General features: G+C 34.3%; 14 protein-coding genes and 1 tRNA gene. 8 read left to right on the forward strand and 7 right to left on the reverse strand.

Features of this window, described 5'->3' with window-relative positions; genetic code table 11:
• Positions 1 to 61: 61 nt before the first annotated feature.
• A complete protein-coding gene (locus tag GA0061081_RS09470) occupies positions 62 to 688 on the forward strand; it encodes a Pr6Pr family membrane protein (protein WP_091350341.1) in 627 nt (208 codons plus the stop codon).
• Positions 685 to 1,335, forward strand: a complete 651-nt coding sequence (grxB, locus tag GA0061081_RS09475) for a glutaredoxin 2 (RefSeq protein WP_091350344.1) — start codon at positions 685 to 687, stop codon at positions 1,333 to 1,335. The genes GA0061081_RS09470 and grxB overlap by 4 nt, the downstream gene beginning before the upstream one ends.
• Before the next feature lie 150 nt (positions 1,336 to 1,485).
• Here grxB and GA0061081_RS09480 read toward each other — a convergent pair whose 3' ends face one another.
• Positions 1,486 to 2,526: a tagatose 1,6-diphosphate aldolase gene (locus GA0061081_RS09480; RefSeq protein WP_091350348.1), complete on the reverse strand. Its 1,041-nt coding sequence runs from the start codon at positions 2,524 to 2,526 to the stop codon at positions 1,486 to 1,488.
• A gap of 239 nt (positions 2,527 to 2,765) precedes the next feature.
• Between GA0061081_RS09480 and GA0061081_RS09485 the strand changes: the two genes are divergently transcribed.
• Both GA0061081_RS09485 and GA0061081_RS09490 read left to right on the forward strand, forming a co-directional pair.
• Complete coding sequence (locus tag GA0061081_RS09485) at positions 2,766 to 4,085, forward strand: MFS transporter (protein ID WP_091350351.1); 1,320 nt, start codon at positions 2,766 to 2,768, stop codon at positions 4,083 to 4,085.
• A 306-nt stretch (positions 4,086 to 4,391) separates the two neighbouring features.
• A complete protein-coding gene (locus tag GA0061081_RS09490) occupies positions 4,392 to 5,837 on the forward strand; it encodes an APC family permease (protein ID WP_209435402.1) in 1,446 nt (481 codons plus the stop codon).
• Between the two features lie 183 nt (positions 5,838 to 6,020).
• Here GA0061081_RS09490 and GA0061081_RS09495 read toward each other — a convergent pair whose 3' ends face one another.
• The 3 genes from GA0061081_RS09495 to GA0061081_RS09505 are packed head-to-tail and all read right to left on the reverse strand — an operon-like array spanning position 6,021 to position 8,151.
• Positions 6,021 to 7,382, reverse strand: a complete 1,362-nt coding sequence (locus GA0061081_RS09495; protein WP_091350355.1) for a PTS ascorbate transporter subunit IIC — start codon at positions 7,380 to 7,382, stop codon at positions 6,021 to 6,023.
• 20 nt (positions 7,383 to 7,402) lie between these two features.
• Positions 7,403 to 7,675, reverse strand: a complete 273-nt coding sequence (locus tag GA0061081_RS09500; RefSeq protein ID WP_091350357.1) for a PTS sugar transporter subunit IIB — start codon at positions 7,673 to 7,675, stop codon at positions 7,403 to 7,405.
• Positions 7,676 to 7,707: 32 nt separating this feature from the next.
• Entirely contained in the window at positions 7,708 to 8,151 is a 444-nt protein-coding gene (locus GA0061081_RS09505; RefSeq protein WP_091350360.1) for a PTS sugar transporter subunit IIA, read from the reverse strand.
• Between the two features lie 320 nt (positions 8,152 to 8,471).
• On the opposite strand from GA0061081_RS09505, the gene GA0061081_RS09510 reads away from it, so the two are divergent.
• Positions 8,472 to 9,503 carry a LacI family DNA-binding transcriptional regulator gene (locus tag GA0061081_RS09510; RefSeq protein WP_091350363.1) on the forward strand — a complete coding sequence of 344 codons (1,032 nt, stop codon included), beginning with the start codon at positions 8,472 to 8,474 and terminating at the stop codon, positions 9,501 to 9,503.
• 172 nt (positions 9,504 to 9,675) lie between these two features.
• On the opposite strand, the gene GA0061081_RS09515 is transcribed toward GA0061081_RS09510, so the two are convergent.
• A tRNA-Pro gene (locus tag GA0061081_RS09515) sits at positions 9,676 to 9,752 on the reverse strand.
• Between the two features lie 73 nt (positions 9,753 to 9,825).
• The gene (gene tgt / locus GA0061081_RS09520) at positions 9,826 to 10,962 is read right to left on the reverse strand and encodes a tRNA guanosine(34) transglycosylase Tgt (protein ID WP_091350412.1); all 1,137 of its coding nucleotides are present in this window, start codon (positions 10,960 to 10,962) and stop codon (positions 9,826 to 9,828) included.
• Positions 10,963 to 11,100: 138 nt separating this feature from the next.
• Here tgt and GA0061081_RS09525 point away from each other — a divergent pair, with 138 nt between their 5' ends.
• A complete protein-coding gene (locus tag GA0061081_RS09525; protein WP_141683365.1) occupies positions 11,101 to 11,778 on the forward strand; it encodes a M48 family metalloprotease in 678 nt (225 codons plus the stop codon).
• Positions 11,779 to 11,868: 90 nt separating this feature from the next.
• On the opposite strand, the gene queA is transcribed toward GA0061081_RS09525, so the two are convergent.
• Entirely contained in the window at positions 11,869 to 12,909 is a 1,041-nt protein-coding gene (gene queA / locus GA0061081_RS09530) for a tRNA preQ1(34) S-adenosylmethionine ribosyltransferase-isomerase QueA (protein WP_091350368.1), read from the reverse strand.
• A 152-nt stretch (positions 12,910 to 13,061) separates the two neighbouring features.
• Between queA and loiP the strand changes: the two genes are divergently transcribed.
• Both loiP and GA0061081_RS09540 read left to right on the forward strand, forming a co-directional pair.
• Entirely contained in the window at positions 13,062 to 13,820 is a 759-nt protein-coding gene (gene loiP / locus GA0061081_RS09535; RefSeq protein ID WP_091350371.1) for a metalloprotease LoiP, read from the forward strand.
• A 79-nt stretch (positions 13,821 to 13,899) separates the two neighbouring features.
• Positions 13,900 to 14,118 carry a hypothetical protein gene (locus GA0061081_RS09540; protein WP_141683366.1) on the forward strand — a complete coding sequence of 73 codons (219 nt, stop codon included), beginning with the start codon at positions 13,900 to 13,902 and terminating at the stop codon, positions 14,116 to 14,118.
• The last annotated feature ends 82 nt before the right edge of the window (positions 14,119 to 14,200 follow it).

Raw genomic sequence — 14,200 nt, forward strand, 5'->3', positions numbered from 1 at the left:
TATTTTTTATTTTCTTTATTAATTACTATATACTGCGGTTTTGGTTATTTTAATATTATTTATGTTAAAGCGAAGTGTTAATCTTTTTATTGCGTTGTTTGCTATCATTATTATTGCCATGGAAACTTATATTTATTGTCATACTCGATTTCGTCCGTGGCAACCAAGTTCTTCAATAGGGCGATTAGTTTATTATTATAGTTTCTTTACTGTTTTATCGAATTTAATGTTGGCATTGAGTTGTTTTTGGCTAGCTGCCAATCCTAATTGTCACAGGTATAGTTTTAAAGTTATTCGGTTGAATGGATTAGTTGGTGTGATTATCACCATTATTATATATAACTTAGTGTTAAGAAGTATTCATAATCCACCTAATACACTGTTGAAAATAGCTAATGAAAGTTTACATGTTGTCATCCCTATTTTGGGAGTATTAAGTTGGTTTATTTGGGGGCCATTTCGACGAATTAATGTTAAGGTCATCGTTGGATCACTATTATCGATGATTGGATATGGCGTTTATATTTTTATTCGAGGTTATTATACTAATCAATATCCTTATCCTTTTATTAATGTTGTGCAGGTTGGTTATTTTCAAGCGCTATTTGCTGTGAGTAAGATTTTTTTATTCTTTTTGGGATTAGCTTTTTTATGTTGGGCAATTGACTGCTTAAGGAGTCGAAAATGAAACTGTATATTTATGAACATTGTCCTTTTTGTGTCAGGGCTAGAATGATTTTTGGTTTAAAAAATGTATCGGTTGAACTGCAGGTATTACTGAGCGATGATTTTGCATTACCAGAGCGTATGATTGGTGAAAAAATGGCACCTATTTTACAAAAAGATGATGGCAGTTATATGCCAGAAAGCCTAGATATTGTTGATTATGTTGATACCAATTATGGCGGTAGTCCGATTTTAACTGGTTTGAGATCTTCAAATATTGCAAAGAGAATAAAAGAGTTACAACAATATGATTATAAGCTAGTGTGTCCACGTTATATAAAACTGGGTTTAGCCGAATTTGCAACACAAAGTGCTATTGATTATTTTGTCACTAGTAAATCGAAGAAAATGGGGTCGTTTGATGAATGTTTGATGCAAACCGATTCATTAGTTTCTGCCGTTTCAGATGTATTAAATAAACTTGATTCATTGATTGTTTCGCCAAATGCGTGTAATGGTCAATTGTCTTTAGATGATATCTGTTTGTTTCCCATTTTACGAAATTTGACGTGTGTAAAAACTTTAACTTTTCCGCCTAAAATTAAGGATTATATTCAATCAATGGCAGACCGAACGAAGGTTGATCTGTTTTTTGATAGAGCCATTTAATAATCAGGAATGTCGATTTCACTATTTTTTGGATGTTAATCCATCGTTATAAAACGTCACACCATAATAAAGAACGGGGGAAATAGAGATACCCCCGTTTTTTTTGATTTATTAACAACTTATTGTTATTAATTATATTAGATGGTTATGTTAATTACTTAATTTAATATCAATCACTTCAATATTATCTTTACCACCATAGATATCATACCAAGGTGTAGCGTATTGTTTTAATATTTTGTTAAGCTGTTCAACGTTTTCACGACCAGTTTGATCTAACCAACGTTTTAAGCCCTCTTTACCACCATTTGCATAGGCTGCAACACCTTCAAACCATGTTGCACGACCGCCTAAAATACCGCTATATTTAGCACCATGTTCACCGGCAAAAATCAGTTCTTGGTGGAAAGTTTTTGTTGGCACGCCAGCACTTAAGTAAATGAAAGGGCGCGTTGCAGCATCGCTTGCTTGTTTAAAGTAGTCTGCTGCTTGTTTTTGCGTGTAGACAACGATGTTGTTGTCGTTAAAGCCTTCTACATTTTTAAAGAGCACAGGAACTTCGACTTTTAAAATATCAATGTAATATTGCTCTTTAGTAAATTCTTTAATGGTATTAATGACTTTTTGTGGTTTGATTTTTGCAAATTCAGGGCTTTTATCATCAGTTATCACGTTATCATATACAATAGGTTCAACAAAAACTGGAATATCAGCCGCTCTTGCCTCATTGCCTAAACGTTCTAAAAAAGCGTGCTTTTTATCTAAAATATCTTGAGGATCATCAGGATTATAATAAACCAATACTTTTGCAGCATCCGCCCCTTTTTTTATTAAACGTTGTAATGAATCTTCTGGCAAAATATCGGGTAATCGCCCTGGCGTATTGGCGTCATATCCCGTTTTTTCGTACGACATGATTAATCCAGCATTGCTATTTTTGGCTGTCATGCCTTTAAAGCCATATTCTTCATCTAACAAAATTGCACTGACATATTTAGTTAACTCTTGAGAAACAAGTTCCTTAAATTCATACACCATATCAATATGATAACGATCTTTTCCAACGGCCGACTCCATCATCTTAACCATTGAACCTCGTTGATCTATCGCTAATGCAGCGATAACGCCATCTTGGTTTGATAATTGCTGCATACGTGTGAATTTGCCACGAGAAATACATTTTTTAGCCATTTTATAGCTCTCCATTTAGTAAGATGTACTATTGTAGTTTTTTTGTTTGACTATTTATTAATCATTCGTGCTAGTTTTAGCACTATACTTAATTAAAGCGAACTCAATTATTATGTAATGCGATGATGATTGAGTTTACATCATCGTGCGAGCAAAGATTTCCTTTAAAAAAATAAGCGTTAGGGTATAGTAGTTCACAATGTTAAACTGTTTGTAAACAATACTTTACAAGGATCCACATGCAAGATGTAGTAACCCATACACCGACAAGAACTCTAAATGCTCAGGACTATAAAACATTGGCTCTTTCCGCATTAGGTGGAGCATTAGAATTTTATGATTTTATTATTTTTGTCTTTTTTTCAATAACCATAAGTCATCTGTTTTTTCCAAATGATATGCCGGCTTGGCTTAGTCAAGTTCAAACTTTTGGTATTTTTGCTGCTGGATATTTGATTCGCCCATTCGGCGGTATTGTAATGGCGCACTTTGGCGATCTGTTCGGTCGCAAAAAAATGTTTACGTTAAGTATATTACTTATGGCATTACCAACACTATTTATAGGTTGTTTACCTACTTACACGCATATTGGTATTTTTGCACCTCTATTATTGTTATTAATGCGATTGTGTCAGGGATTAGCGGTTGGTGGTGAAGTTCCTGGGGCTTGGACTTTTGTTGCTGAGCATGTGCCGAAAAATAAAATTGGATTGGCATGTGGCATTTTAACCAGTGGATTAAGTCTAGGTATTTTACTCGGTTCGTTAGTTTCAACGGCTATGAATAAATTCCTATCAGCCGAACAACTCATTGATTGGGGATGGCGTATACCATTTATTATTGGTGGTGTTTTTGGATTGATTGCAATGTATTTACGTCGTTGGTTAAAAGAAACACCAATTTTTCTGGAAATGCAAAAGCGTAAACAACAAGAATTGGCTAAAAAAATACCAGTTATTACTGTGTTGACGCAGTATTTACCTCAGACTATTTTGTCAATGCTACTCACTTGGGTGCTGTCTGCGGGTATTATGGTGATTATGCTAATGACGCCAATTTTATTACAAAAGCAATTTGGTTACTCGTCGATCGATGCGTTGCAAGGGAATATATTAGCAATTATTGGGCTCATTATAAGTTGTACTTTTTATGGAATGATGATGGATAAATTTGCTATGGGAAAAGTGATATTTATAGGTTGTACTATTGCAACCATTGTTATCGCTATTTTTTATCTTTCATTAGATAATCCGCATCTTTTATTCGTGACTTATTCATTAACGGGTTTTGTCGTTGGTATTGTTGGTTCTTTTGCTTATTTTATGGTGACCGTGTTTCCTACTCAGATTCGTTACAGTGGGGTATCGTTTTCATTTAATATGGCTTATGCCATTACCGGCGGATTAACCCCTTTGTTGATCTCCTTTTTGAGTGATTTTGTGAGCAAAATGGCGCCTGCCATTTATGTTATTGGATTATTTGGATTTGGTGCATTGATTGGGTTATTTTTATTAATTAATAATAACAGTCAAAAGTATATTGCTAAAGATATTGCATAATAAATACTGATCGTAGAACTTTAATTATTATTTAGTTATATAGGAAAATATCAATGATATGATTGAGAAAATGTAGGCTGGTAAAATTCGAGGTCGTATGGTTGTTGATATGAAAACGAAGAAAAATGAATAATTTTTCAAAAATATAGAGAATAAAAAGTCAGCTCTTGCTGACTTTTTATTTATTTTATCATACTTATTTTTTAAGTTTTTAATTAGGCAAAGTTAATCTTTCTTGTATTTTATAAATAAACCCCTATTATGAATAAATTTTTCACGTTTATTTATATGTTTAAAGGAATCTTTATGTCAGAACATAATTTAGAAAATAAATTGAGAAAAGATCTTGGTTTAGTTTCTGCATTATCACTGGTTGTGGGAATGGTTTTAGGGGCAGGTGCTTTTATGAAACCCCCTGCAGTACTAGAAGTCGCTGGTGATTATTATTATGCACTATTAGCTTGGTTCATTGGTGGTGTTATTTCTATTTGTGGCGGGTTAACACTTTGTGAACTAGGTGTAATGTTTCCAAAAACTGGTGGAATGCTCGTTTATTTAGAAAAAATCTATGGTGCCAAAATTTCTCATCTTTATGGTTGGATGATGACAGTCATTTTTTCGCCTGCTTTAATTGGTGCACTAGTAGGCTATTTTAGTTCGGTGTTTTGTTCATTATTTGAAATTGAAAGTACATACAAAATGGCAGTAGGAGCTGGAGCATTAGGTTTTATTGCTTTTATTAATGCAATTGGTGTTAAACAAGCTGGCTATCTGCAAACTATTGCGACGGCTTGTAAATTGATCCCAATATTGTTACTAGCGATATTTGGATTATGTAAAGGTAATGGGCAAGTTGCATTATTTAGTGCTAGTGGTCAGGGTATTGAGACGTATGCCCCCTTTGCTGTTGCGATCTTAGCTACATTATTTGCTTATGATGGCTGGGCTCAAGTAGCATCGGTTGCGGGTGAAATTAATAATCCAGCTAAAGTATTGCCTAAAGCAATTATTTTGGGAATTATATTTTTAGTCATTGTCTATGCTTGTATCAATATTGCATTATTTAAAATCTTTCCAGTTCAAGAGATGGTCTCATTAGGACATAAGGCTTCTTCTGTTGCATCGCAACGTCTGTTTGGACATTTAGGTGGTAATTTGGTTGCAGTTGGTATCATGGTCTCAATTTTGGGCGGAATTAATGGCTATATCATGACATTATCACGTACTATTTTTAGTATGGCTGAGCGAGGCAATATCGTTGGTGCGCGTTATTTAAGCACAATAGATGAAGACAGCCGTTCACCGGTAAATGCAATTTTAGTGCTTGTCGTTTTTTCATTTTTATACTCGGTATTATTAGATGCCGATCGTTTGTCTGAAATTTCAATGTTTTCGATTTGGGTTTTTTATTTATTAACTTTTATTGGTGTTATTATAGCCAGAAAAAAATACCCTAATATACCAAGATCTTATAAAGTAATTGGTTACCCACTTATTCCTATTATTGCCATTGCAGGTTCTATTTATGTCATTTATGGAATGCTGATTCATCAAACAGAAAATGGTATTGCATCAATTGTGCTGACATTAATTGGTTTACCCATGTACTATTATTATCAAAGTAAGAACCAACATAGAGATCTTTCAGTTGGTGAAGTGAAAAAGTATCGTGTCAAAACCCAATATACTACAGCGCTATTGGCAATCGGTGTTGTTGCTGTGTTAATCATGTATGGTAGTATGGCTAGATAATGGCACCTTAATTACTAATTAAATAGTTTGTTTGATGCTATTTTAAAGTATCAGTAAAAGAAACTTTATTGGCAGAATTAAAAAGCTTATTTTTTGCTAAATAAAAAAATAAACCCCCGATTATATCGAGGGTTTTTCTACAATTAGCATATCTAATATGATTAGCGTTTATGTTAAGTATGCTTAATTTTTTGTATCAACTTTAGGTTTAGCAATATAATTATAAATCACCAATATGGCAAAAATGGCTATAATAATCCCCATTATTATATCTTTATTAAACCATTTAGCCATATTTCCAAGGATGATCCCAATGCCACAGAAGTCGACATCAGAGAAGGTCGTATTTGCAAAACCTAATGATCCTAATACAGGCAATAACACAACGGGTAAAAATGTGACCAATAAACCATTAGCAAAGGCGCCAAGCATTGCACCACGACGTCCTCCCATTGCATTACCAAATACTCCAGCTGTTGCACCACAGAAAAAATGAGGAACTACACTAGGTAGTATAAGTACTGTATTTAATTTGCCTAAAACAAATAGGCCAACTAATCCGCCAAGAAAACTAAATAGGAAGCCAATTAAAACAGCATTAGGTGCATACGGGAAAACCACTGGACAATCTAATGCAGGTTTGGCATTTGGAACTAATTTTTCTGAGAAACCGGTAAATGCAGGTACGATTTCCGCAAGAATTAGTCTAACACCTTGCAAAATAATAAAAACACCAGCGGCAAAGGTAATTGCTTCAATGATTGCATAAACGAGATAATTATCTCCTTTGCTTAAAGAGGTTTCGACGTAATCAGAACCAGCAAATATGGCAAGAATTAAATAGATGATCATCATCGTTAGTGAGATAGAAATTGAACTATCCCTTAAAAAGCTTAAATTTTTAGGTAAATTCATATCTTCAGTTGAACGAGAATTTTTACCCACTAATTTACCAAGATAACCAGCTAGAACATATCCTAAAGTCCCAAAGTGGCCAAATGCTACATCATCATTACCTGTAATTTTGCGCATTTGTGGTTGAGCTAAAGCAGGGAAGAAAGCCATAATAAGACCAAGTACTAATGAACCAGTCAACACTAATTGCCAGCTTTCAAAACCAGCTACAGTTAGAATAATACTAATCATACAAGCCATATAAAAAGTATGGTGTCCTGTTAAGAATATAAATTTCAAACGGGTAAACCGTGCAACGACAATATTGGCAACCATACCAAATGCCATAATTAAGGCAGTTGCAGTGCCATACTTGTTTAATGCCAGAGAGACAATTGCTTCGTTATTCGGAATAATACCTTGCAATTTAAAAGCTTGCTCAAACATCATGCCTAACGGTGTAATTGCGCTAATAAGTACAGTAGCACCACCGCTTAATACCAAAAATCCTAAAATGGTTTTAACAGTACCTTTTACTGTATCAGCAAATGATTTACGTTGAACGACAAGCCCTGCCATTGCAATAAGCCCAACTAATACAGCTGGTGCCTTTAGAATATCAACAATAAATTTTATTATTTCTTGAATCATAGCAATACCTCATAATTTGACTAATGCTTTGCAAAATATTCAACAAGTTTTGCTTCTAAGTCATTGATATCTATTATATTGTTTAAAATTACCAATTTATCGTTTGGAATGCCTGAACTGGCGGCTAAATCTTTTGTCATAACAAACAGATCTGCTTGATCGGGTGTTGCAGATGCAAGATCTGCATGAGTGACTTCTGCATCAATATTTAGTTTTTTAATGACTTTTTTAATATTCATTTCAACCATAAAACTACTACCAAGGCCTGAACCACAAACTGCCATAATTTTCATTGTGTTTATCCTTTTGTTGATTTTAATTGAATTTAATAACGTTCGATAACAGCTAATATTTCATCACGATTTTGTGAATTAAAAATTGTTTGGATATCGTTTGATTCACTGAAGAGTGTTGCCAATTGTGTTAACATCTCAATGTGGCTGGTGCTATCATTGGCTGCTAATAAAGTAATTAAATAGACAGGATCATTCTCTTGAGAGTTAAATTTAACTCCTTGCTTGACTAATAACATGGATAAGCCTAATTGATTTACACCTTGTTCTGGTCTAGCATGGGGCATCGCAATACCCGGTGCCAATACGTAATAAGGCCCTATTGATTCGTGCAGCTCAAAAATAGCCTTAATATAACTTGGTGTAATGGTATTATTTTCTAATAATGGCACAGCACAAAGTTGTATTGCCTCTTTCCAATCACTGACAGAATCGACAACATTAACTGTTTTACAGGTTAACCATGTTTTTAACATTCTACCTCCATTAAAATTGTTATTATTGATTGTTATTAAGCAAGTTAACATACTAAGTAACAATAGGAATTAAAAAATAGTAGAAATGTGATAGCGCTATCAAAAGTAGATAAAAATGTTACCTATTGTGTGATACAGATAACATTTTAAAGAATTAATTCTAAAATAATTTAATATTGGCATAATAATATTATACAGAAAGTGGTAGTTTAAAACTCGTTATACCAGACATAGTTAATAAGTCATTTTCTGTTACTTTTCTATTTTTAAAGCAAGGTTTGCATAAATAAAAACTAAGTTAAATTCAATCGGAATGAAAGATGCAGGATACGAAAAAACGCAGAGGCACAGGGCAAATTACCTTATTTGATGTCGCTAAATATGCTGGTGTGGGAACAATGACAGTATCAAGAGCTTTACGCATGCCAGAAAAAGTTTCTGATAAGCTTCGTCAAAAGGTCCAATTAGCTGTTGATACGTTAGGATATAAACCCAATATAGCCGCGAGTTTATTGGCATCCGCTTCTGCTAATCGCGTTATTGCAGTTATTACAACAAAAATTTATGACCATTCAGCACAAATATTGCTAGGTGTGCTGCAAACACATCTAGCAAAGGAAGGTTATACGACATTAATCATCGAATCTTATCACTACAATAAGTGTGAATCACAATTTTTAGACACACTATACAGTCATAATCTTGAAGCAATATTACTCTTTTATATTGAAAATGATGATCTAATAGAAAAAATTATTCAAAATAAAACAGTACCGATTATGAATATTGGGAAAAAACATGAAGAATTAATAGACATTAATGTTGAATTTGATGATAGTCTTGCAATGTATAAATTAACCGAGCATGTAATTAAAAAAGGTTACCAAAATATCGGATTGCTGTGTGCCAATCAGCAATATCATCTTTTTCAACAACGCTTGCATGGTTGGCACAAAGCGATGCTTACTTATCATTTACCTTCTCATCGGATAGTTAATGCTGCAAAACCTGCTAATTTCAGTACTGGCGCAGAACTGTTACCGGATATACTTTTGAACTGGTCAGAACTTGATGCTCTAATTTGTACTACAGATGAATTAGCTTGTGGTGTACTGTATGAATGTCAGCGGAGACATATTCGTGTTCCTTATCAATTAGCTGTGAGCGGATTTGGTGATAGTGAGTTTAGTCAAGTTAGCTGTCCCCCTTTGACAACAGTGGCATTGCAATCCAAACAAATAGGGGAATATATTGCAATTTTATTATTAAATAAGCTAAAAAACATAGTAAAACAGCATAAGTCAGATTTATCGACATTACTCCCTGTCATTAAATCCCGTGCCAGTTTATAGCTTTGATAAAGATTAGATAGAATAAAGACGATATTAGATGCTAGTTTTTAGTTGCATTGCTGATGCAACGTTATTTTGCTAAGTTATGTTTGAAATATAAATCGGTTGTTATCATTTTGAAATAGAGATAATAAAAAAGCCTGCTCATGTGAGCAGGCTTTTCTAATAAAATTGGTCGGCGAGAGAGGATTCGAACCTCCGACCCACTGGTCCCAAACCAGTTGCGCTACCAAGCTGCGCTACTCGCCGTTAGGAAGCGCATAATACTGCGCTAACTAAAAAGTGTCAATACTTACCGCAAAAAATTATGCCCATTACGTGTTTATTTTGATAAAGGTGCCGGTGTTTTACCTATGCGTTGATAAAATTCGACAACAAAATCTTCGTAACGTTTGTTAGCAACAGCTTCACGAATTTCTGCCATTAAGCGTTGGTAATAACGTAAATTGTGGATGGTATTTAAACGCGCACCTAAAATCTCACCACACTTATCTAAATGATGAAGATAAGATTTTGTATAATTCTTACACGTATAACAGTCACAATGAGGATCAAGTGGTGTGGTGTCGTCTTTATATTTAGCATTCCGGATTTTTATCACACCATCGGTAACAAATAAGTGGCCATTACGCGCATTTCGGGTTGGCATTACACAGTCAAACATATCAATTCCGCGGCGTACTCCTTCAACTAAATCTTCAGGTTTACCTACTCCCATTAGGTAACGAGGTTTATCGGCAGGTAATTGTGGACAAGTACCTTCTAAAATTCGGTGCATATCCGCTTTAGGTTCGCCAACAGCCAATCCCCCAACTGCATAGCCATCGAAGCCAATTTCGGTTAATCCTTTAATTGAGATATCACGTAATTCCTGATGTATACCTCCTTGCACGATACCAAATAGCGCATTTTTGTTGCCTAATTCATCAAATCTCTGGCGACTTCGTTTGGCCCAGCGTAATGACATTTCCATTGATTTTTTGACGTAATCCCAATCTGCTGGAAAGGGCGCACATTCATCAAAAATCATGACAATATCTGAACCTAAATCGTATTGAATTTCCATTGAAATTTCGGGGGATAAGAAAATTGAATCCCCGTTGATTGGATTACGGAAATAGACGCCTTCTTCTTTTATTTTGCGAATATCACCTAAACTAAAAACTTGGAATCCACCAGAATCGGTTAAAATTGGGCCATGCCATTGCATAAAATCATGTAAGTCGCCATGTTTGCGCATGATTTCTTGCCCAGGTCTTAACCATAAATGGAATGTATTACCAAGTAAGATTTGAGCTCCGGTTGTTGCAACCTCTTCAGGTGTCATACCTTTTACGGTTCCATAAGTACCAACAGGCATAAATGCTGGAGTTTCAACAGTATATTCGATCCCTCGTCGATCGAATTTCATGCGACCTCGACGTGCTAACCCGTCGGTATTATCTAATTCAAATTTCATTTTTTTATTAACCTCTTGCGACCAAATAAACAGTTTGGCGCCAATCATTGTTATAATACGTAACTGTATCATTCATTTGCGGGGGCATAGTTTATCGTGCTAGGGCGCAATAGACAATATTGAAAGGAGTTAAGACCTTTGAAACATATTATTTCATTTTTAATGTTATGCTTTTTATTTAGTTTACTGGCTGGTTGTCAAAACCAAAAGAATGAAACTACATTTATTATTACTTCAGAACAAATTAAACAGTTATCTGAACAAGATCTTATGGCTATTGGGGCTCAATCGTGTGCTCAATCAGATAAACGATCTGTTATTGCTAATGAAAATAGTTGGCTTTATAAAAAACTTGAAATGCTAACCCAAACATTACCTAAACAGGTTAATAATATTGAAGTAACTTACAAAGTTTATTTAAATACCGATCCTAATGCTTGGTCTACAGGTAATGGTTGTATTCGTATAAATAGTGGGCTGATGAAATTACTGAGTGATAATGAGCTACAGGCGGTTTTAGCTCATGAACAAGCTCATATTGTCCTTAAACATGCTATAAAATCATTCAGACTCGCCCCTTATGTTGAAATAGTTAATGACGATATCATTGTTCTTATTAAAGAAGATATTGCTCAACAATATGAGTTTGAAGCTGATCATTATGCTTTAGATTTATTAATACGCGAAAATATTAACCCTATGGGGCTTGTCACTATGTTAAAAAAGATGCCGATTCATTCAACAAAAAAAATAACATCACATCCATCAAATACAAAACGTATTGATCGTATTTTAGATAGATTAAGCAGTAAATAAGTATTTATATTGATAGTTTTAAAATAGCCAAACAAGTTTTAGCTACTAAAGCTTAGTTTAACTTTATTTGGCTATTTATTTAACATGCCTTTAAGATTGGTTATCCTGAGTGGTGATAAACATTGCATCACCATAACTAAAAAATCGATATTTTTCATTAACTGCATGTTGATAGGCATCCATGGTATTTTTGTAACCAGCAAATGCAGAAACAAGCATAATCAACGTTGATTCAGGTAAATGGAAATTAGTTATCAGTGAATCAATAACCTTAAATTGATAGCCCGGATATATAAAAATTTGAGTATCAGCAAAAAAAGGTGCTATTTTACCTGTTTTTTGAGCTGCACTTTCTAAAGCTCGAACAGATGTTGTCCCCACAGCGATAACTTTATTGTTTCTTGCTTTACACGCTAACACTGCTTCCACAACAGATTCAGGTACTTCGGCATACTCTGAGTGCATAACATGCGTTTCAATATTTTCAACTCTAACTGGTTGAAATGTTCCTGCACCAACATGTAGAGTGACAAATGCCATTTCAACCCCTTTTTGTTTTAATTTTTCTAATAGAGGTTTATCAAAATGAAGACCTGCCGTTGGTGCAGCAACAGCACCAGGTACTCTGTTATAAACTGTTTGATAAACTTCACGATCTTGTTCATCATCTGGACGATTTATATAAGGTGGTAATGGAATATGACCAATTTTATCTAAAATGTTAAGTACATTATCAGGAAATTGCAATTCAAATAACGCATCGTGGCGTGCTAACATAATAACACTAATGGAGGTATCTTCCCCTAGTATCAGTTCAGCACCTGCTTTTGGGGATTTCGATGCTTTAATATGTGCAAGAGCACGGTTACCATCTAATAATCTTTCAATTAGTATTTCAATTTTTCCCCCTGACGCTTTTTTCCCATATAAGCGAGCAGGAATAACTTTTGTGTCATTAAAAACAAGTAAATCTCCAGGATTGATTTTATCAACAATATCAGTGAATACCTTATCTTCAATTTTACCTGTATGGCTATTAAGAGATAAAAGTCGGCACGCGCTTCTGGTTTTTTTAGGGTGTTTAGCAATCAGCTCTTTAGGAAGATAAAAATCAAAATCGGATAGTTGCATAATTTTTTCCTCAAAAAATGAGGCGTTAGTCTAAAGCTCCCATAATGTCTAATCAAGTAATTATTTATTGATTATTATGATGGTTACGTTAAAATTTCGATTGTCTAACAAAATTTAGACATTAAAATTTATATTAATATAAGGAAAATAATATGAAAAAACATCAAAAAACATTGTTGGTTGCATTGCCTTTAGTCGCTGCGATGTCACTCGTTGGTTGTAAAAATATGGGGGTAGATGATTTAACGAGTCTTGGCATGAAAGGTTTGAAAGCGGCAACTCTAAGTGATAATGATGTGAAAGCATTAAGCCAAAAATCATGTGCTGAAATGGATGCACAATCAAAAATTGCTCCAGCAAAAAGTGCTTATGCTAAACGATTAAATAAAATTGCTAAAGCGCTTGGTAATAACTTAGATGGAACACCAATTAACTATAAAGTATATATTACAAAAGATGTTAATGCTTGGGCAATGGCTAATGGTTGCGTTCGTGTCTATAGTGGTTTAATGGACATGATGACTGATAATGAAATTGAAGGTGTTTTAGGTCACGAATTAGGCCATGTTGCTTTAGGTCATAGTAAAAAAGCAATGCAAGTTGCTTATGCAACTGAAATCGCACGTGATGCTGCGGCAGCATCAGGTAATGCAGCAGTAGCTTCATTATCTAAATCTAAATTAGGTGCTTTAGCATCAGCTGTGATTAATTCTCAGTTTTCACAAAAACAAGAACAAGATGCAGATAATTACTCTTTCGATTACTTAGTTAAGAAAAAAATTAATCCAGCAGGTCTTGCAACAGCATTTGATAAATTAGGTGGCGGTGATGCTTCAATTTTAAGTAGTCATCCATCTTCATCAGATCGCGCTAAAAACATTCGTAAAAAACTAGCTGAACTAAAAAAATAAAAATTATTCTTAGTCTAAAGCGCCATTCATGGCGCTTTTTTTTGCTATTTATCAATTGTTGGATCGGGGAGTAAAGAAAATGCAATCTGATAAAATAATGTCAAACTCTAAGATAGATAAAATTGATGAAATAAAAAAGCCGTTTTTTTGGATTAGTCAACTTTTTATTTTGAACGCAACAGTTGTGGGGGGGGGCTGCTTAGCAGCAAATCAAGGTTATAAACAAGCTGTACAATTCGAAAACATGAGAAGTTATAAAAAAACTCCTACTTTCAGAAATCTTTGCAATTTGAATTAACTGATAATATTGCTATTTTGGGGCACGCAGTTAGCCTTTAAATTTTATACATTTGTTTGGGATAATATGAAGTGAAGTGTTC

The organism is Gilliamella bombicola (assembly GCF_900094945.1).
In the GTDB taxonomy this organism is placed as follows: domain Bacteria; phylum Pseudomonadota; class Gammaproteobacteria; order Enterobacterales; family Orbaceae; genus Gilliamella; species Gilliamella bombicola.

Coding starts and splice junctions, on each gene's coding strand:
- GA0061081_RS09470 (WP_091350341.1), top strand. CDS start 62: ATGTTAAAGCGAAGTGTTAATCTTTTTATTGCGTTGTTTGCTATCATT.
- grxB (WP_091350344.1), top strand. CDS start 685: ATGAAACTGTATATTTATGAACATTGTCCTTTTTGTGTCAGGGCTAGA.
- GA0061081_RS09480 (WP_091350348.1), bottom strand. CDS start 2,526: ATGGCTAAAAAATGTATTTCTCGTGGCAAATTCACACGTATGCAGCAA.
- GA0061081_RS09485 (WP_091350351.1), top strand. CDS start 2,766: ATGCAAGATGTAGTAACCCATACACCGACAAGAACTCTAAATGCTCAG.
- GA0061081_RS09490 (WP_209435402.1), top strand. CDS start 4,392: ATGTCAGAACATAATTTAGAAAATAAATTGAGAAAAGATCTTGGTTTA.
- GA0061081_RS09495 (WP_091350355.1), bottom strand. CDS start 7,382: ATGATTCAAGAAATAATAAAATTTATTGTTGATATTCTAAAGGCACCA.
- GA0061081_RS09500 (WP_091350357.1), bottom strand. CDS start 7,675: ATGAAAATTATGGCAGTTTGTGGTTCAGGCCTTGGTAGTAGTTTTATG.
- GA0061081_RS09505 (WP_091350360.1), bottom strand. CDS start 8,151: ATGTTAAAAACATGGTTAACCTGTAAAACAGTTAATGTTGTCGATTCT.
- GA0061081_RS09510 (WP_091350363.1), top strand. CDS start 8,472: ATGCAGGATACGAAAAAACGCAGAGGCACAGGGCAAATTACCTTATTT.
- tgt (WP_091350412.1), bottom strand. CDS start 10,962: ATGAAATTTGAATTAGATAATACCGACGGGTTAGCACGTCGAGGTCGC.
- queA (WP_091350368.1), bottom strand. CDS start 12,909: ATGCAACTATCCGATTTTGATTTTTATCTTCCTAAAGAGCTGATTGCT.
- loiP (WP_091350371.1), top strand. CDS start 13,062: ATGAAAAAACATCAAAAAACATTGTTGGTTGCATTGCCTTTAGTCGCT.
- GA0061081_RS09540 (WP_141683366.1), top strand. CDS start 13,900: ATGCAATCTGATAAAATAATGTCAAACTCTAAGATAGATAAAATTGAT.